17 protein-coding genes are annotated in these 19624 nt (G+C 41.0%); all 17 read right to left on the bottom strand.

Translation table 11 applies throughout. The features are described 5' to 3' along the window. Positions 1 to 161: 161 nt before the first annotated feature. The 17 genes from QQK09_RS12160 to QQK09_RS12080 all read right to left on the bottom strand — a co-directional run bounded on the left by QQK09_RS12160 (position 162) and on the right by QQK09_RS12080 (position 19311). A complete protein-coding gene (locus tag QQK09_RS12160) occupies positions 162 to 545 on the bottom strand; it encodes a response regulator (protein ID WP_284204420.1) in 384 nt (127 codons plus the stop codon). Between the two features lie 165 nt (positions 546 to 710). Next, positions 711 to 2237: a response regulator gene (locus tag QQK09_RS12155; protein ID WP_284204812.1), complete on the bottom strand. Its 1527-nt coding sequence runs from the start codon at positions 2235 to 2237 to the stop codon at positions 711 to 713. A 19-nt stretch (positions 2238 to 2256) separates the two neighbouring features. Continuing rightward, a complete protein-coding gene (locus QQK09_RS12150; RefSeq protein ID WP_284204419.1) occupies positions 2257 to 2994 on the bottom strand; it encodes a P-loop NTPase family protein in 738 nt (245 codons plus the stop codon). A gap of 46 nt (positions 2995 to 3040) precedes the next feature. Next, the gene (locus QQK09_RS12145) at positions 3041 to 5161 is read right to left on the bottom strand and encodes an SLBB domain-containing protein (protein ID WP_284204418.1); all 2121 of its coding nucleotides are present in this window, start codon (positions 5159 to 5161) and stop codon (positions 3041 to 3043) included. Beyond that, on the bottom strand, positions 5158 to 6051 hold the full coding sequence (locus tag QQK09_RS12140) for an OmpA family protein (protein WP_284204417.1): 894 nt from the start codon (positions 6049 to 6051) through the stop codon (positions 5158 to 5160). The genes QQK09_RS12145 and QQK09_RS12140 overlap by 4 nt, the downstream gene beginning before the upstream one ends. Continuing rightward, positions 6039 to 6380: an STAS domain-containing protein gene (locus QQK09_RS12135; protein ID WP_284204416.1), complete on the bottom strand. Its 342-nt coding sequence runs from the start codon at positions 6378 to 6380 to the stop codon at positions 6039 to 6041. Before QQK09_RS12135 ends, QQK09_RS12140 begins: the two co-directional genes overlap by 13 nt. Before the next feature lie 189 nt (positions 6381 to 6569). Next, positions 6570 to 7586 (bottom strand): endonuclease/exonuclease/phosphatase family protein, encoded by a 1017-nt coding sequence (locus QQK09_RS12130; protein ID WP_284204415.1) that lies wholly within the window; start codon positions 7584 to 7586, stop codon positions 6570 to 6572. Positions 7587 to 7592: 6 nt separating this feature from the next. Further along, a complete protein-coding gene (locus tag QQK09_RS12125) occupies positions 7593 to 8282 on the bottom strand; it encodes a sugar transferase (RefSeq protein WP_284204414.1) in 690 nt (229 codons plus the stop codon). Between the two features lie 63 nt (positions 8283 to 8345). Then, positions 8346 to 9560 carry a glycosyltransferase family 2 protein gene (locus tag QQK09_RS12120; RefSeq protein WP_284204413.1) on the bottom strand — a complete coding sequence of 405 codons (1215 nt, stop codon included), beginning with the start codon at positions 9558 to 9560 and terminating at the stop codon, positions 8346 to 8348. Continuing rightward, on the bottom strand, positions 9557 to 10669 hold the full coding sequence (locus QQK09_RS12115; protein ID WP_284204412.1) for a glycosyltransferase: 1113 nt from the start codon (positions 10667 to 10669) through the stop codon (positions 9557 to 9559). The genes QQK09_RS12120 and QQK09_RS12115 overlap by 4 nt, the downstream gene beginning before the upstream one ends. Further along, on the bottom strand, positions 10666 to 12210 hold the full coding sequence (locus tag QQK09_RS12110) for a GumC family protein (RefSeq protein WP_284204411.1): 1545 nt from the start codon (positions 12208 to 12210) through the stop codon (positions 10666 to 10668). The genes QQK09_RS12115 and QQK09_RS12110 overlap by 4 nt, the downstream gene beginning before the upstream one ends. After that, a complete protein-coding gene (locus QQK09_RS12105) occupies positions 12207 to 13373 on the bottom strand; it encodes a glycosyltransferase (RefSeq protein ID WP_284204410.1) in 1167 nt (388 codons plus the stop codon). Before QQK09_RS12105 ends, QQK09_RS12110 begins: the two co-directional genes overlap by 4 nt. Position 13374: 1 nt before the next feature. Then, positions 13375 to 14121: an acyltransferase gene (locus QQK09_RS12100; RefSeq protein WP_284204409.1), complete on the bottom strand. Its 747-nt coding sequence runs from the start codon at positions 14119 to 14121 to the stop codon at positions 13375 to 13377. Between the two features lie 167 nt (positions 14122 to 14288). Further along, positions 14289 to 15755 (bottom strand): lipopolysaccharide biosynthesis protein, encoded by a 1467-nt coding sequence (locus QQK09_RS12095; RefSeq protein ID WP_284204408.1) that lies wholly within the window; start codon positions 15753 to 15755, stop codon positions 14289 to 14291. Further along, positions 15752 to 16882 carry a glycosyltransferase family 4 protein gene (locus QQK09_RS12090; protein ID WP_284204407.1) on the bottom strand — a complete coding sequence of 377 codons (1131 nt, stop codon included), beginning with the start codon at positions 16880 to 16882 and terminating at the stop codon, positions 15752 to 15754. Before QQK09_RS12090 ends, QQK09_RS12095 begins: the two co-directional genes overlap by 4 nt. Next, positions 16872 to 18134 carry a glycosyltransferase family 4 protein gene (locus QQK09_RS12085; RefSeq protein WP_284204406.1) on the bottom strand — a complete coding sequence of 421 codons (1263 nt, stop codon included), beginning with the start codon at positions 18132 to 18134 and terminating at the stop codon, positions 16872 to 16874. Before QQK09_RS12085 ends, QQK09_RS12090 begins: the two co-directional genes overlap by 11 nt. 166 nt (positions 18135 to 18300) lie before the next feature. After that, a complete protein-coding gene (locus QQK09_RS12080; RefSeq protein ID WP_284204405.1) occupies positions 18301 to 19311 on the bottom strand; it encodes a glycosyltransferase family 4 protein in 1011 nt (336 codons plus the stop codon). Positions 19312 to 19624: the final 313 nt, after the last annotated feature.

The raw sequence follows: 19624 nt of genomic DNA, 5'->3' as shown, positions 1-19624 counted from the left end.
GCATGCTATATGCTGCAGGAGACGGCTATTGCCAGTTAACGCTTGTGGTTGATTTAATAATAATTTTTCGGGGAGTTATTGAGCTTAATAAACAGTAATTCATGATTCAATCCTTTGAGTCGTGTAATTTGTAATACTTTAATTATGGATGAGGTAGCAGCTTATTTCATTAGAAAAAATGATTTCTCAGCTAATTTTTGTAGTGAGAAAGGCTTAACCATATAATCATCTGCGCCACGTTCAAAGGCATCTTCTATATTGCCTATCTTATTGCGTCCCGTGAGCATAATTACCGGAATTTTATTGGTTTTTTTGCTATTTTTTAGTGTCGCCAGCAGGTCGATACCTTGAATGTCTGGTAACATCCAATCAAGGATAATCAAGTTCGGGCGTATTTTCTGAGCGACGGCTAGCCCTTCAGTTGCATTATCGGAGACGATAATCTCTAACTCTTTATTTTTTTCTAAATGTATAGAAAGACGTCTTAATAGGGTGCGATCATCATCAATGATGAGAATTTTTTTTGTACTTTTCCAAAATAACATAGTTGCTCCTCACTGTTGATAAATAATTTATATCACTATATTGCTTTTAGTAATGCTACCTGCCTCTCATTGTTAGCTTATATATCAGTTGCTTGGTGAAAATTAATGCTGTTTTGGCTGTTATTTAGACAGCTTATAGTTAATTGCTACTGACCTTTATTTGTCTCACTCAATAGGTTCAAGTAACAATAATAAGGTATCGTCACTGGGTTGAGCATTGGTTAGCTGGTCGAATACGGTCATTACCTGCTTTAATGCCTGTTCGATTGGCAGGCTTAATGTTGATAATAATGATGCGGTTATCTTTTGTTGCAGCTGTTCGCGGGCGGTATTGTCTATTGCTGATTCAAATAAACCATCTGTAAACAGGGCGATTCTTTGTCCCGGTATAATTGTCAGGCTGTTGCTTTCATAGTAGCAATCTTCAAGCAGACCCGGTAATACGCCAGATGTATCAATTTCACTGATATTATCGTTGGATATCAATAACGGAGCAGGGTGCCCGGCGCTAGCAATGCTTATTTTGCCCGCTTCAGATAACTGTAACGAGCAACAGGTAAGGGTCACTTGTGATAGCAGTTTGTCATCCAATGCACGGTTTGAAAGTTGCTGTAAGATGTAACCAGGTGCTTGGCTTGATTGCATCGATTGTATCAATCCATGTAAATAGCCTCCATATGCATGGGAGAAAAATTTTGCACTGTCATCATGGCCCATTATATCTGTAAGCAGCAATTGCGTTTTATCGGTAAAGTTGTGTTGTAGCAAGAGATCACCACCACCAGAGCCAGTATGACGGCTTGCCACTTGCATCCGCCAGCCATGGGCTTTTGTTGCTAGGGTTGCAGGTAATGAATCGGTGATTTTTTTATCCAGTCGCGTAGTTAATTGCTGATAAACTTGCTGTGAGCGTCCTAAAATACGTTTAATGACATTAATTAATTGTGCTTTTTGCACCGGTTTGATTAAGTAGTCATCAATGCCTAGTTGTGCTGCTTGCTCCTGCACCATTTCATCATCTTGAGAAGTAAGAAAAACAAAAGGGATTAATTCACTGCCTGATTGTTGATTGATTTTTTTACGCAGTGATAACCCGTTCATTTGTGGCATTCTTATATCGGACAATACGATATCAATATGATGGGTACTTAATATTTCAAGGGCTTGGTAACCATTTAACGCCGTGACAACGTGATAATTTTTAATCAGGTAGGCTTTATATAATAATAGCAGGCTGTTGTTATCCTCTACTATTAAGACGGTTTGCTTGATTTGTACTTTTGGTAACGCCCAAAATAGCAGTAACTGATTGGGTGTATCATTGCTTCCGGGTTGATAATCGATTTTATCACTCTGTGCATGTACTAGTGCGATACCACGGCCACTCTCTTGATCAGAGAACTCCGTTAACAGGTCGTCATCTAAATTTTCAGTACAATCCCAAGCATCACTATTATCAAATATCGTTAATTGCCAACCATCACTTTCTTGCGTGAAATGAATGCTAATTTCTGTTGCTGGTGGTTTAGCATGTTCGATCAGGTTAGTCAGTGCTTCAGACAGGCAAAGTAATATACGTTGTTGGATCAGTTTAGGTATCTGATCGGTAATTATTTCTTGTAAAGCATGGCGAAAGTCACGTGGTAGTTGTGCTGAAACGGGCTGGCTGATCGCTAATAATAGTTTATGCATCACTTAAACATCCTATTGCTTAAATATCGAAAGTTAAAAAACGGCTACGTTTAATCATGTTGGTTAAAGGGCGACTAAGCCATGATAATAGTGTTGGAATGCGTTTTATTTCACGTAACAATTCATTTTTTAAACTTGGGTTGTCGCGATCATTAAATACACTGCCTAATAATTGTGCGTTGGCATTATTGAGTTTGCTTACCGCACTGTGCACAGAGGCTTCCGATGTTTTTCCTGCCAGCACTGTTAGTAACGCACCATGACAAGCTGCTGCAACACGCTCAGCAGGAATATTTTGTGCGTTAACACGATTTAAAGGCGAACTATCAATGATTACTGTATCGTATTCCTGCAACCATTGCTCGATGCATTGCTCTAATATGCCCGGTTGGCGCAGTCTCATGACATGTTCTCTTTTTGTAGGCGCAACCACGCCACTGACAACGATCGTGCTATGTTGACTAAATACGAGCTGTGGTTGTTGTAATATGTTTTCATGTTTGCTGATCACGTTAGTGCTGTTTTGCTGTGCTGTTGTATCAATCGCTAACACACCTTTAATCGCTGGACGGTAGAGGTTGAGATCCACCAGCAGTGTTGAATGACCGGCTAATAAGCAACGTTGCGCTAATGCAAACGCCAGACTAGTCACACCTTCCCCTTGTTCAGCAGAGCAAACGGCTAACGATGTTTTTGGGGTTGCGAGTAGTTGTGTGTAAATCTGTTCAATTTCCATATTCTGATAGGGTATATTCATGTCTATTCTTCCATTCAGTTATCGGTTTGCAATACGTTCAATTGCTTTATAACAGGCCTATTAATGCACCTAGCGCAACAATTTGAATGACATCGGTTAAGCCTTTACGGAATTTCTCATAACCACTTTCGCTGCGGTAAGGAATGTAAACAGTATCACCGGCTCTTAAAACGGGTAGGTCTGCAAATGCTGCGCTACGGGTAAACTCTTTTAAATCAAAGTTACGTGCTTGGTCACGACAACATGACATATTAACGACAGTAATATTTTCAATGTAGGCGTCTTCTACTGTGCCGCCTGATTCTGCTAATAGATCTAATACGGTCATGGTGTCATCAAAACGGTAGCGACCGGGTTTGTTGACTGCGCCTAATACACGTACGGTGCTCTCTTTTGATTTATCTAACCAGATACGATCTTTCTCTGGAATGTAGATCGTGTCGCCAGTGCTAACTTGTGGTAATAGATGGTCATCACCGGTCTCAAAATACAATGCAAGGTCTAACTTGCTCACGCCTTTACGCATATCATCACGATGATTGATACGGATATTACGCAGGTCAGCTTCATTAGTTGGGCCATCAGCGGCAGCGAGGATATCCAAAAAATTCATTTCATTGGTAAACATGTAACGCCCTGGTGCGCCAACTTGACCAAAGATATAAATAGATTTTTCAGAAGACTGGCGTACCCACTGTGATTTGTTATCACTTGGGTCCTGTGGCAATTGCTGAACCATGATCGTACTGCCGGCTCTGATAACAGGGAGTTGCTGGTCACTCATGCCATCTTTTAAAAATGCATTTAAATTAAATTGATGTACCTTAGTACTGCCATTACCCATTGGCACCACGATTTCAATATTTGCTGTATCCGCTTCCGGTGTTGGGCCGCCAACGTGTGCTAATAGGTCCAGTAATGACATCTCATCTGACCATTCAATACGACCGGGGTGAACAACCGAGCCTAATACACGTACTGCTCTGTTTGGTGTCACTTTAAGCCACGATTTTTCATTCATGTCGGTTTTTTCAGGCACAAAGATCGCATCACCAGGCGAGATAGCAGGAATGTTGTTAAGGCGTCCCTCTGTATATGCGCTTAAATCAAATGCAATGATGCTGTTGTTGGCTTTGATAATTCTAATTTGACGTGATTCTGCAAAACGTGTTGGTCCACCAGCATTCGCAAGAATGTCCATAAAGGTTGCGCCCTTGGTACTTTCATAGGCTCCTGGTTTAGCGACTTCGCCCATTACATAAACCATGTTTGCACCGCTTTTTATCTCTTCTTCTTGTTTCGGAACAAAAATAGTCGCACCGGGTTTAATGGTTGGTAAGTATTGTTGATTACCACTATCAAGGTATTTTTTTAGATTAAATAAGGTAGGCTGACCATCGGTAATTACACGAATTTTTTCTACACCTGCATAACGTGTCACACCACCAGAGCCCATCAGTAAATCAACGATATCCATTGATTCTCGGTATGCAAAGCTGCCGGGGTGATTGACTTCGCCAAACACTTTAATTGATGTGCTGCTATCGGCTGAATCGCCCGCGTTAGTAATATCAGAAGGGTTATATTCAACCTCTATATTACCCGTCATCGGTGATGCAGGAATGAATAGTGCATCCATTGATCTTAAAGTTGGTAATAGGCTGCTATCACCGCTATCTAGGTATTTCTTATAATTAAATACGGTGGTTTTTTTATCACGAATTAATTGCAATCTATCCAGTTGTGCCCCTTTACGTAGACCGCCCGCTGCATAAATGGCTAATTGAATTGACGCATCAGATTGTAAGGTAAACTCACCGGGCTCTTCAACGTAACCACGTACACTGATAATAAGTTGTTTTTTAAGTAGGTAAACAGAAAGATTATCGACATCAATAAATACTGTTTTTAGTTGATCACTCACTTGTGATGTTACCGCTTGGATTGATAATCCACTAACCTGCATTGCGCCGACTTCAGGCAGTATAATGCGTCCCTGTCTGTCCACTTGAAAAGGGGCTTTGAGTGCCGCTTCACCAGGTAATGAGATTTGTAATAGATCACCATTTTGGATTTGGTAATCTTGTGAATCGGCCATTAACGGTGTTTTAATTGCTATCAATAAGAATATAAATAACAACGTACTTTTCAAGTTTAAAATATTCATTTTGGCGTAACCTCTGGTGAATTATTTGCATTGATCAGTTCAATGCTGACACGACGGTTGACTAATCTTACTTGTGGTTGGTCATCAGAAAAAAGTGGCTCATTTGACCCGCTGCCATTAACCTCAATATTGTTAGGGCTCAAGCCAAAAATAAGTAGGTAGCGTTCTACTTGTGAAGCACGTGCCAATGAAAGTTTTACATTTTCTGCCGGGTCACCCTTTGAGTCTGCGTGACCGGTTAATTTTAAATGGTATTGAGGGTGTGCACGTAATAGCTGTGTTGCTTCAGAAAGCTGACCAATATAACGTGGATTCAGTGCTGTTGAGTTAATCACAAATTGGTTATTGTTATTAAGTAGCGCATTGATCTCTTTCAATTGTTGTTCGCTAAGTGCCGTTAAGCTCTGATTACTTTCTGCCATTGGCATTGCAGATTTGGCGATATTACCTGAGACATTACCGTTGTAGCTGTCCGAGGGTAGGCAGCTATCCTGTAGTTGTACGTAATTAAGGCGACGTTCTAAACGACTGAGTTGATCACGTTGGATGATCAAATCGTTAACCGCATCAAGTTCAAGGCCGCCCTGTAATTGACGAGCAATTCTTGCTTGGCGAATTTTGATGGTGGTTATGCTAGCAGGAAAACAAGTATTTGCACCTGCTGCTAATAATGCATCTAAATGACGTTGTGATAATTGCTGTTCAAAATAAACTGCATTTTCAAGGCCAATAGGGTGGTCAGCAGCATTGCTATAGTCATTGTTTTGATTACTATAATCATGCTCTGCTAAACCGCCTTTACCCTGTGGTGGTTTACTTGAACAGCCTGAGGTAGTGAGTAAAACTGCTAGGCTTACTGCAGTGACTGTTGTCTGGATTAGTGGGCGCATTGCATCATCTCCTCGTCTGCTACACATTCCATGGTGATCGCCGAGTCCATACGCAGTAATAGCATCAGCTCTTTTGGTTGCCCCTGTACACCGGTAATTTTCATGGTGCGCTGTTGTTCTTTAAGGCGTTTAAAGAGAAATACAATCGCGCCAATACCCGAGCTGTCAATGAAACTCACCCTGCTAATATCGATAACAATATGCGCTTGTTTCTGTGCGCTTATCTGCTCTAAATTAGGACGAATTTTACTACATCCAAGGGCATCCATTTCGCCACTTAGCGTAATCATGAGGTTGTTATTGTCTGTTTCAAACTGTTCAATATTCATAATTTCATCCATTTACTGTTGAAGTTAGATGAACTATTGCACGGGGCGTGCCAAGAAATTTATCTATTAAAAAACAAGTGGTTATGATTTTTGTATGAGGTGTTACGAGAGGTTTTTTGCATTATGCAAATCCATTTGCAAGATATTATCGATTATAAGCTACATAAAAAATCATTATTGATTGGTAAACTAATTGCTTACCTGCAACTCAGTTAAAATCAGCTGATGGTCTGAACCTTGGATCGGTAATGGTCGTTTGTTAACCACGTTAAATGGTGCGCTGACTAAATGGTGATCGATGTAAACACTGCTCAGTAGCGACAGTATCGGTTTATCACTGTATGACCAACTAGCAATATAACCAAACCCGCTTGCACTGCTTTTTAATTGGCTAGTGCGCTGAAAGTTTTTAAACTGCACCGACCAAGGTGAACTATTAAAATCTCCGACGACCAGTTTGTGCGTAAAGGGTGAAGCAACGACAATGTCAGACAGTATCGCGAGGGTTTCATTTCTTGTCTGCCAGAGCTGTGCATTTCTAGGAGAAACCGGATGCAATGCAAAAAGCTGTATCGGTGCCGTTAACCCTTGCTTTTGTAATATCACTTCCAACAGATGACCATGCTGCCCTCCTAAATGATGCAGTTTATTCTCAATAATGGGTGATCGTGAGAAAATGGCCATGCCATCGGGTGTTGCATGTCGTTTACTGATCCCAAAGTGATAAGGGTAATAGTCAGTTAACTGCTTTATTAATTGATGCTTTTCATCAGACGCTTCCTGAATGATTAGCAAGTCATAACTTTTATTGCCTAAAACAGGTAATAACTGTGCAAGGTTAGGGTTGTCGTAACGTAAATTTATCTGCGCAATATTAAGTTGATTATTATCCGTCTGTGTCATTAATAAAGGTGTCGTTGCGGAACTGTCAGATACATACAGTGGCAGTAAATTAATGCTGATTAACGTGCTAAACATTAGTATTGAAATAACCCTTAATTGCTTAATATAAAAAATATTAATGATGATTAATAGTAGAGCCAGTAGCGACCATTGAATCTGTAAATTAAGTAAGTTATCTAACCACCAAGCTCCCATGTTTGTTGTTAGCATCGGTAACAGTAGTAGTATCAATACCATGATATTAATGAACAAAAAAACACTGTGTACTGTTGCTTTTATTAACTCAGAAGAGTTCCATTTCATTGCTTATTAACCGTTACACTTAAGTACGGTTAACACGGTCTTTACTAAAATAGAACAATCTGTTTTTAGCCAGGTGAGTGGCTCACTGATAGCGAGTGAATAAGCATGATCAAAGGCTAGTTTCTGGTCAATATCATCTACACTACCCAGGTAACTTTGATTAATTTGTGCCAACCCAGTTAAGCCGGGTAATACCTGATAAGTGCGTTCACTAAAAAAAGGCAGTTTCTTATCTATTTCGTTGGTTAATTCTGGTCGTTCTGGTCTTGGCCCAATCACCGACATTTGACCTAGTAATACATTGATAAATTGCGGTGTTTCGTCGAATCGGGTTTTGCGTAACAATTTACCGACGCGCGTAATACGTGGGTCAGACCTTGTTGCAAGCATTGCGACGCCTTCTTTTTCTGCATCGGTGCCCATGGTGCGAAACTTGATTACGTTAAACACCGGATGACTGCCCTGATGTGCTTTACCTAAGCGTGACTGTAGATAAAATACAGGGCCCTTGCTGTCCAACTTAATTGCGATGGCGATCAAGGGGAGTAATGGTAATAGGAATAGCAGCGCAAAAAGTGAAAATAGCACATCAAAAATACGCTTACCGCGTTGGACGATAGGATCAATATAACCTTGCTGATTATTCATGTTTGAAGCCTGTTGATTGGTGTTAAATGTATCGGTAATTAATTTCAAAATGTAATCCTTACTTTGTTTCAAATTTAATGATAGCGAGCGATCAGAATTTCATGACGTAATTTATTTGTTATTACTATATTGTTCAGGACTGCTGGTTTTAGTCCAATGTCCTTTATCTAAGCGAAATAAATAGCGTAAAGTACCTATTAATCCAGCGATATGACCACTGACTAAATAAGCGAGTAATTTACTTACTTTATGACTGTTTTTTGGTTTGCGAATCAATTGGTAAGTTGCAATGCAATAAGCGCTAAGTTGTATAATGGCTAATAGCATAAACAGCCAATAATCAGCGGCTAACCAGAGGCTACCCAATAAAGAGGTAATCATCATAAAAGGCATCAGCACACGTAATGCTTTGCCAGAAATGAAGGAGAACGCAATGCCTTTATAACGCGGTAAAAGTAGTTTTTTTAATCGTAATAACTGTTGAAAATTACCCGCTGCGATACGACGACGTCGCTGATGGTCTTGGTTGTTGTTTGCACTTTCTAACTCTAACGCATTAATTGTGTCTTCATATTCGGCGCGGTAACCTGCCTCTACTATTTTCATCGGTAAGATAAAATCATCATTAATCGTGTCTGCTGCTAAGGGTTCAAACAGTGCGCGACGAAACATATAAAAAGCGCCGTGTGCACCAAGTGTTGAACCTAATACCGCTTCACTTAATTTTATTTGGCTTTGGTAATCCCAATAGGCTTGTTCACCTGCAGAGCCTGGCTTGATAAGACGATAATGACCATTCAGCACACCAATTGTTGGATCGTTGAAACGTTGTGCTGCGATCAGCAGTGAATCGATGGAAAGTAGCGCCGACGTATCAGACAAAGCAACCAACTCACAATCAACATCCGCCACTAATGCATTAACAACGGCTACTTTTCCTTGGTTTACTTTAAAATCAAGTACCTTAATATCAAGGTGTTCACACTCTGGTTCTTTCGCTGTTGCGCAAGCTAAGTGATAAGTATCATCACTACAACCATCACAACCAATAATAATTTGTAGTCGATTTGTCGGGTAATCTAACACGCTTAAATTTCGTATTTTTTCAGCTATCCACTGTGCTTCGTTATAGGCTGGCATAATAATAGCGATTGTTGGTAGCAGATCATCCGCCGTGCTGTTTACATAAAAGCGATTGGCTTGCTGGTTTTTAGTACGCATTTTATCTTTAGTTAAGTAACGTAATAGTAACGGGTAACCTAAATGATGATAAATAACCAACAATCCACTCATTACAGTGATGCTGATAAGGATCAGATTGTTCATAAACGACTGTCTCCTAAAATAGCTGCTTTGTTATTACCCACAAAACGAAGTGATGCATAGGCTTGTGCCATGGTACGTACTTCACCATGCTGTTTAACAAACTCACGCGGTTGATATGTTTTGTGGTCTTGTAACATAGAAAGCAATGTTCGTGCCATTTCCTGTGCGTTGTCTGCGATGACAAACTGTCCACTTTCAGGGCATAGTGTTTCTTTACTTGCGCCTACATCGGTTACTAAGGTTTTTATATTACAAGATTGTGCCTCTAAAGGGGAAAGCGGGAAGCCTTCATTCAAAGATGGTAAGCAGAAAATATCAAGTGCTTGGTAGAATATTGGCATATTGTCGAGGCGACCGAGAAAATGAACACGTTTATTAATACCGAGTTTCAATGCGAGTGCTTGTAGCTGCTGTTCGGTGCTACCACCCCCTGCGAAAGCAAGGTGAATATTATCTGGTAGTGCAGTTAAAGCATGCAGTAATACGCTCTGTCCCTTCACGACCTCCATACGGCCACTACAACCGATAAGGGTGACATGTTGAGGTAAATTTAAACCTTGACGAGCAAGGCATTGATCACCGGGTATAAACAGTTGGCTATTGATACCATTGTGTATCACGTTAATTTTATTCGCACATTGCAACTTAAGTTGCATCTGATTCGCAACGGTTTTCGCATCTGCCACAAGGGTTGGTCGCACTGCTTTGATAACAAAACGCTGTAATAAACAGCGTTTTTTGTCATTTAGGTGCCATGCATCATGCTCAGTATGGATGAGGTGCTTAATACTACTTAAACGCGCAGCAAAGCCTGCGTATAACAGTGGGCCGATATGATGCGTGTGTATCGCATGGGCGTTAAGTTTTTTGAATAATTTTGCTAATGTAAATATTAATGATGGCGTTAATCCGGGCGTCTTATTAACAAAGATTAGACGATCACGGTAAGGCGCTAACTTAGGCCAAGCCTCAATTGCTGATTCGAGTTCACCCTCAAGACTAACAATAATGGTTGTTTCATCTGCTTGGCTAAATGCTAATAGATCCAATACAAGGGTTTCGATACCACCTGGGCGTAAATGTTGTACAACTTGGATGATGGTTTTCATATTGCTTCTCCCTCAAGGAACGGTTGATTCGTTGCTGGTGGCTGATCGGAATTGTCTTGTTGAGTTTCTTGCTTCGCATTAATGCGTGGTATGCGACTTAACACTGGTACGCCGGTTAAACTTTCTAACTGTGCACGGCTACGTAGCGTGCTATCGGTAACCTCTTGCATTACCGCTAAGCCACAACCTAAAAACAATCCGCCAATGATGCCGCTAATAATAAACAGGATTAACGGTTTATTAGTTGAAGCGGTAGGCGTGAAAGGGCGATCTATAATTTTCACGCGTTTATCCTGTTCAAACACGCCTAATGACTCAGTAATACCTGCTTTTTCAAAACGTAACAGAATGTCATCATAAAGGTCGCGCTTAATCGCTACTTCTCGCTCTAGTTTTGATAACTGACTTGCGTTAGCTCCGTAACCAGACATCTGTTGCTCTAACTCTGCAATCATTAGCTTTAGGCTTTTTACCTCTTCAAATAAGCCTTCTACTTTGTCACTAGTTATCTGCATATTTTCAAGTTGAGACACCAATAGTGGTTGATTGTTATTGTCGTTTGTTCTGTTATCAGTGCTCGTTCGGCTCGCCATATCACTATTATTTAATTGATAGTTATTACCTAATGCCCATAACTTCTCAACACTGAGATTTTCATCTTCATTACTCAGTAACTTTTGACGCTCCTGCTCTAAACGCTCAAGGTTTTTAAGGGCGGTGACAACTTTGCTGTGTTGTTCGGTATAACGTGAACGTAACAGCGCTAACTCACTTTGCAGGCGTATTATTTTTTGTTCAATAAGCCCTAATACCGGATTTGTTTTTGATAATTGCTGGTTAATACCGCCTAAGCTACGTGTTGCGCCTGCTAATTCTGCTTGGCGTTCAAACAGACGTTGCTTCATCTGTGATAAGCGCGACACATTAGTCAGGTATAGCTCGGGTAATTCAGCCGCATGTTGGTCTTTAAATTCCGCCATTGCTTGCTCTGCTTTATCTAGTTCTAGCTGACGTTTACGCAAATGATCGGCTAAAAAACGACTTGAATCATTCATTGATGAGCGTTCTGGTGCTAATACCTGTTCGATAAATTGGGTGCTGACAGATTGCAGCATCTCTTTCATTCCGGTCGGCGTTGATGATTGGTAATCGATACGAATCAGATCTTTACCTAGCATTTGTATGTTAAGTGCAGCGGACAGTTCAGCGATCACTTGATCGTGTTGTTGTGCGGTTGTATTTTCATCGACCAAACCTCGTTCAAGGGCAACGGCCCCTAATATATGGCGACTATGGAGTAAAATTTTAAGTGAGTTAATACGCTCTTTAAGCATCGAAGAGACCGCAAGATCTTCTAAAAATGGGTTTAATTTAGCCGTCTCTTGAATGAGCATACTGGTGTGTGAGGTGTAATTTTTATTGCCGATAAAACTAATTAAAACAGCAAACAACGGCAGAATAACAACGGGTAGTAGAATGCTATAACGACGACGCCATGCGCCAGAGAGAATAAAATAAAAACGCGAATGTAATGTATTCATAATTGTTCAATCCATGTTGACACTTGACCCGCTCGTGATGCCCAGCTTTTCTCAATAACGCGATTACGTAGCGTTTCGGGAAACAGGTCAATTTCCTGTAAGTATTCGCAACTGGTTAACGCTTCCACCATTGCATCACTGCTATTCGCTATTTGCACGAGACCACGGTGAGCATGGATAGCTTTAAAATCGGTACAAACAATGGGGCGACCCGCGGCTAAATATTCTTTTAACTTAAGTGGGTTACAAGATTGTATTTGCGCATTATCAACAAAGGGCAATATCGACGCCGTCCAATGTTGGCAATATGCAGGTAAACGATGATGAGGGCGTTCACCTAAGAAGGTGACATTTTCTAAGGCAGCTAGTTTACTAACATCAATCACTGCTCGGCCAATAAAAACAAAGTGCCAATGGGGCATTTTTTGTATCGTAGCTAGCAACAATTCGATATCTAACCACTGCGAAATACTGCCATAAAAACCTGCGATGTTACGGCCATCATTAGGTAGGTCTGGAGCTCGCTCGACGGGTGTTGCAAACAACGCATAATCGACACCATGGGTAAGTAATTGTGTATTTTCAGCAGGAAATTGCGGCAGTAAATTAGGACTTGATACCATGATTAAATCTGCTTTTTCAGATAACTCATGTTCACGTTGAGCAACGGTGTCATGATCAACGCCTGCCAATCCTGAAAAATCGTCACCACAATAATAAACTAATGCCGCTTCATCAAAACAACCTGCAAAATCAACCGCGGTTGGTAACGATGTCCAAAGGATAGGGTTGTTAAGTTGGGACTTTTTTATGATCGGTAAAATTTGTTTCAGTAATAATTTTTTAGCGATATAACGTGCCAGTCTACTGCGCGGCGCAGGTAGTGTGCGTGGGTTAATAACCTGAAAATGTTGATCACCGTGTATCTCATTTTGTTGAGGTATACATTGGTTATGTTGCTGGCTGTCATCCACATTCAGTTTTGATGCAGTTAACTTTTCCCATAGACGTTTAATATCACGCATATTTAATGTAGGTTGGCGTAAACCGATAGAGTTTATCCATACTACTTTACGTGTTTTAGCCAGTTGCTTAATAATGTGCTGCGTGCTGCTAGGCAAGCCACCCCAGTCTTCAGCAAATACGATCAGATCATGATGCATATTACTTCTCCTCAACAGCGTCAGACTTATCTGACGTTGTAAGCGTTCTGATAACACGGGCTGGCACTCCACCAGCTAATACCATCGCAGGCAGGTCGTGTGTTACTACACTGCCCGCTGCCACAATCGTACCGTGTCCAATACGTACGCCAGCCATCACAGAAACCCCTGTTGCTAACCAAACGTCTTGTTCAATAATAATATCGCCGACTTGATCGTCTGTTTCTGGCAAGCCTAATGCACGTGCTGTTGGGTCTAATGGGTGACCTGGGTATCCAGCCAAGAAAGCACGTCCTGCAATACGTACGTTATCACCGAGTGAAACGTTGCTACCAACTGCGATAGTCGTCATCCAACCAATATCGATATTATTGCCAAGGGTTAAAACGGGGGCAACTGTTGCACAACTTCGACCTGTAAAAGTGGATTGTCCCGAGACTCTACAATCATCGTTGATGATAATACGAACAGGACCACTGATATATGGTAATCCGCCATACAGGTTTAAGTTTTTACCCACTTTTTCCAAACGTCCTTTAAACAACGGGGTCCATAATAAAATACGGCTCATAGTGGTGAGTAGGGTGGTTAAAATCTGATACACAAAATAAGCTGAACGAAGCATAAATTTAGGTGCCGGTAATTCAAATTTGAGCATGCTTTTAAGTTGAGCAAATACAAATTTTGCAAAGGGATGTTCGCTTGTTTTAAGCCAATGTTTGGTTTGATTTAATGAGATTGCTTTCATCCCTGCCTCCTAAGTAGTTAATTTGCTTACTTAGGTTATTGCAGAGATCGAGCCAACTTTTGAAGTGCAATAAAATCAATTGCTTATGGTTTTATTGGTGTTTTAGAAATCGACGTTGATGGTGATTTGCAAACTACTTTCGCAATTTGCAAATCGTTCACTCTGGTTTAGGTTGAGGCGACTTTATTGAGTAAGGTGTTTGGTAAGCTAATTAATTTAAGCTGTTGTGCAACGAGCAGTAGGCTAACCACAGCACAAACTAATACTAATAATGAAAGTGCTAAGCCAGTAACCTGTGCGCCAACTAAAAGCCACAGAGCCGATAATAAGCTTAATAACAGCAGTGAGTGGATAGGGTAGGCGAGTGATAAAAAGTGTTGGCTAACCTGATAAAACAAAACTAAACGAATTAGCTGCGCCATCAGTAACGAAAAAATAACCGCCCAGACTTGGTATAGTGGCGTTAACCACAACATTAAACTGATACCGATGATCGTGCTAACCACATTAATAATCAGCTGGCTTGATGTCGTCTCGCCGTTAAAACAACCAATATTATATAATTCAACAAGCTCTTTTAGTAACATGATTAATGCAATCGCCACTACATATTGTGCCGCTTGATGGTAAGTTGCGGGTAATAACCAATAAATTAATGCGGGTGATATTAATGCAACGACAACCGTGATCAGTAATGCGATAACCGTGCCTAATACAATGTATTTAGCTACCTTTTGTTTGCCATCATCACTATTTAATACCTCAAAACGGCGTGGAGACCACCACATGCCAAAGGGTTGCATAAGTAATACCATTGCTAATGCAAATTTTGCGGCTATCCCAAATTGTGCAACATCGGTTAAGGTCGCTTGTTCAGCTAACACCCATCTATCCATGCCATTTAACCCAAAGGCGACTAAACCACTGGCCACGATCGGTAGGCTATAAATAAAGGCTCGTTTACTGGTCTGTTGGTTGAACTTAAGGCCGCAATCACGTAACTGTAATACAATTAATAGTAACGCTTGTAACAGTCCGGCAATCAGACCTGCTTCTAGAATACCGGTCACACCACGATCAGACATAACAAATATAACCACCAACAACGATTGTATCAACGCACGTCCGGTTGTCGAAAAGAAAAAGCTGAGTGCGCGGTCATTCATGCGTAACCAACCTAAAGGGACGGCAATGGCACCTTCTAGTGCTAATACTGATAGTAATATGCGTACTTCATAGACAGAGGGACCACCCGGGAAATAAGGCGTCAATAATGGCGCTAAATACCAACCGCCCAGCAATGTGAAAAAAGCAATAATCAGCGTTAAGGTGAATATTTCAGCGGCGGTATTACGTCGTTTTAATGCTGATTTTTCGCTGCCTGCAAATCGAAACAATGTATCTTCAAGTCCCATTCCTACCAAAATACTACCGATAACCGCGATGGTGCTGATCACTTCTAATCGACCAAACTCCTCGGTGCTAAGGTGGTTTGCAACAAAGGGCAGAATCAATAATGACACACCTTTCATCAATGCGATGCTAGCACCGTAAAGGATTCCCTGTTTGATATTCGGGCTGAGTATCATGTCGCTAGTTAACTTGAAGCGATTAACTAACTTATTGGTGTTCATGTTACGCTCCTTGTGGCGCTATTTTTGATCTGTTTTTGAATATCATGGGAGGAAAGACACGTCACAATTTGTTGATACTGTTTCTCTGCTCGGTAATCCTGCGCTACAACTCGACCTTGTGCACCAAGTGAATTAATTAACGTGAGATCATTGCTGAGCATTAACAATTTTTCACTTAAATCCTGTGGGTCATCTGCCGCATATTTAACACAGTTAATATTATGTTCTAATTGCAGATCCCAATAAGCGCCATCTTCAGGAATGACAACGCAATGTCCTGCTGCCATCGCCTCTAAAATAGATAATCCGAAGGGTTCATTTTTGCTGGTGGATACAAAAATATTACTGTTGGCACGTAGTTGATCAATATTGTCTGGATTGTCATGCCAATTCACCATTTCCATTAAAATTGGCGCGTCACTGACTGGCAATTGCACCCCTTTTGGTTTGATATAACAGATATGCGTACGTGGATGTTCTGTCATGGACTGGAGTGCTGCTATTAAGGTTTCTAATCCCTTCCATTTTAACAAAGAAGCGGCCCAAAAAATGACCGGTGTATGGGTTTGGCATGTTGTTGGCCATTGTGCATCGGTGAGGCCATTTTTTAATAACAGAAAGTTTGCAGGCAACGTTACTTGATTTCCTGCTAGTGTGCTGAGTGCATTTTTTAAGGAGAGGGCACTACTTTGTAAGTAATGTACTTGATGTGCGGCATTTAAACAGCGTGCGATAGTGCGTGATTTCGCAACCGGTCCGTGAATCAGTTGAATAATCTTAAATTTCATCACTGGACGCAGCAGGTACAGCGCTAAATCAACACCAGGGCCTGATGCACCAACTGCGGTGTCAAATGGGCCTAAACGTAAGCGTATCAATAGCAATTGAAGGGCGATAAATGCATGACGAATAAAATAGCCGATACCTTGCTCTTGTAGAGCCAACCATGCGGGTTCATATAACTTGACACGTTGTATCGAATCACTCTTCCACGAACTGCTGTCGGCGGTTAATACCGTGATACGTTGCTGTTTACCAAGTAAGCCTAAAATACTTTCTGTCGCAACTTTGGATCCCCCTGCAAATGCAGTTGGATCAACAACGATAATATGCTGTTTATCTTTCATGAATTAATCCTTTTTTAGTGCTGTTTTGGTAAAAGTTTTTTAATGCGCTGCAGTAGCTAGTGATGAGATCCCATCTTAATGCAACACTCTTGTACCATGCCTGTTTGTGCGTTGCTGTAGAAAGCTGTTGATGATATAAACTTTGAAATTTGTGGGTGTTCTGTTCGATGGTAAAGTTATTTAGTACATGTTGCTGTCCTGCTTTACCCATCTCAAAACAGAGTCTTGGTTGAAAATAGAGGTGCTCAATCGCTCCAACCACGGCATCAACATTTTCCGTTGCTACTAATGTGCCTGTTTGCTGATCAATAACTACGTCACGGACACCGCCTGTGTCCGGCGCTACGACGGCTAACCCTGCTAGACTGGCTTCTGCAAGTACCAAACCAAACGCTTCTTCTCTTGCTGTTGAAACAAAAATATCTGCATTTCCGCGTAACAAGCCAACCGGGTTTTCACATTCACCTAAAAACGAGATGTGTTGCTGAATACCGCGTTTTTTACTTTGCACTTTTAAGTTGCCATATTCGGGACCACTACCTATCAGAAGAAGATGAACAGATATCTCTTTTTCAATTAATAACGCCACGGCTTCAATCAATAGATCAAACCCTTTACGTGCAATTAATGATCCGACGCTAGCAATCACAAAATCACCAGCATTAATGCCTAATGATTCACGCAGGCTGACCACAGGTTGTGCTAAAAGTCGTTGCGTATCGATACCATTACTGATGACATTAATTTGTGTATCTGGTTTGTTATCTTTGCGAAGAGGAGCGACGACATAGTCACTGACGCCAACTACCATATCCGTTTGGTATAAACCCAATGTAAGCCTATCTCGCAGTTGATAACTGGTATGCATATGGCAGATAAGCGGTATCTTGTTCTTTTTGGCAGCAAAGGTTAGCCATTGACAGGGGGCTGCACTGTTTGCATGGATGAGACTAATATTGTGATTTTTTATCAACTGGGTGGCTTGCTTAATAAGCCCTGCAAAAGCAAATAGATCAAAGCGCGGTGCTGTCCATCCTAATAATAAAGGGAAGTCGCTGCAGTAAACTTCGATATTGAGGGCTTTTGCCTCTTCGGCCATCAGCGGTTGGTTACACCAAAGCACCGCGTTAAATTGTTGTTTATCAAGATGAGTGATCAGATCTAATAAGCAACGTTCGCTGCCACGTATCCAGTTATCACCGTAATGGGTAAAAAGAATGGTTTTTGCTGATTGCTTGGTTTCGTTATTCATGATCTGATACTCGCTTTTGCCATTGATAGTTGAACAATTGCAAGCACCGCGCCATGTTTTTAACTTGTTGTATTTAAATGAAATGTTTCAGTTTTGTAGTTGTTGAGGCTAGTGCTAAGCATGATTATTATGATCATGCATTGCAGTTTGCAAATTGAGAGTGTGGCTATTTTACAACCTGTTGGTAATCTGCAATCAATTTAGGAATCGCGACACAGCTAGAAAACTGTTTTTTAATGGTGCTTTTGCAGGCTGATTGTAAGCACTGCTTGTGTTGTTCACTAAAAGTAGACCATGCACTTACTTGTTTAGTGAGCAGATCCATGTTGCCCGGCTCAATTAACCAGCCATTAAAACCATGATCGATCAGCTTGTTTAAAGCGCCAACATTAAAGGCAAGTACTGGAATACCACGTGCCATCGCTTCAAGTGCCGCCATCGGTAAACCTTCAAAGCGTGACGGTAAGACTAATAAACCAATATTGGACCATACCAAAGACATATCATCTTGCTGACCATGTAATATTAAGTTTTTAGGACACTGTTTCTGTAACTCGGGTAACTGTGGTCCTTCCCCATAGAGATGAAAATCGAGGTTCGGTAATAAACTCGCTAATGCTTTAAAATAATCGGGGCCTTTTTCTTCGCTAACTCTACCCACGAACGCAATCTGTTCACCCGTTGCATCAGATAAGTGATCTGTATTTACAAAGTTATCAAACAGTGCCACCTGACCGGGTAATCGCGTTGCTATTTGTGGGCTAACGGCAAAGTTTTTGTTTGAGAGGCACGCTGTAAAGCGATCTAACCAATCGTAAAACCCCAATTTACCCGTAGCAATTTCACCGGCGTGATAAGTGCTTATGCATGCAATACGATTTAAGCGTGCAGCAAATCTCCCCAGTATTCCTGCTTTATAGCCATGGGTATGCACTACCATTGGTTGCTGTTGTTTTATTGTTTTGTACAGCGTGCTGAAAGTGCCATCCAGACTAGTATGACGAATACCAAGCGTATCTAACCTGTCGCGAAGGGGGTGGTGTCCGTAATCAGTCATAAAAACAACTTCAACCTGTTCGCCATGTGACGTCAAGCCCTCAGAGAGTTGCTGTACGTGTGACTCAATACCACCGCTTTTACTGCTGTCTAACAGCAGCCAAATATTGTGTTTTTGCATGCATTTCCCTTTTACTGGTCAATTTCTGATTATCAACATTGCAAGATTGATGCCTTGATTTATATATATAAAGAGAAACAGTAAGGGCGTGGGCTGTACGCTTGTTTGTTCAATATCGCAGTTTGTGATTGTCCTTAATAAAACTGCATGGCGCATTGCAGAATGCAATTTTACTCTTAATTTGCATTGATAGTTGTACTTAGGCAGCGGTCTAACAGAAGCGGGGGAAAAATATAAATAGCCATAAAACTACATGAAGCCACATAAAAACAGCTAGTTAAGTTTATTCAGTTGATTTTTTTAAACTTTGGCA

The organism is Psychromonas marina (assembly GCF_030161115.1).
GTDB classification, from domain to species: Bacteria; Pseudomonadota; Gammaproteobacteria; order Enterobacterales; family Psychromonadaceae; genus Psychromonas; species Psychromonas marina.
This window is presented reverse-complemented; position numbering and strand designations above follow the sequence as displayed.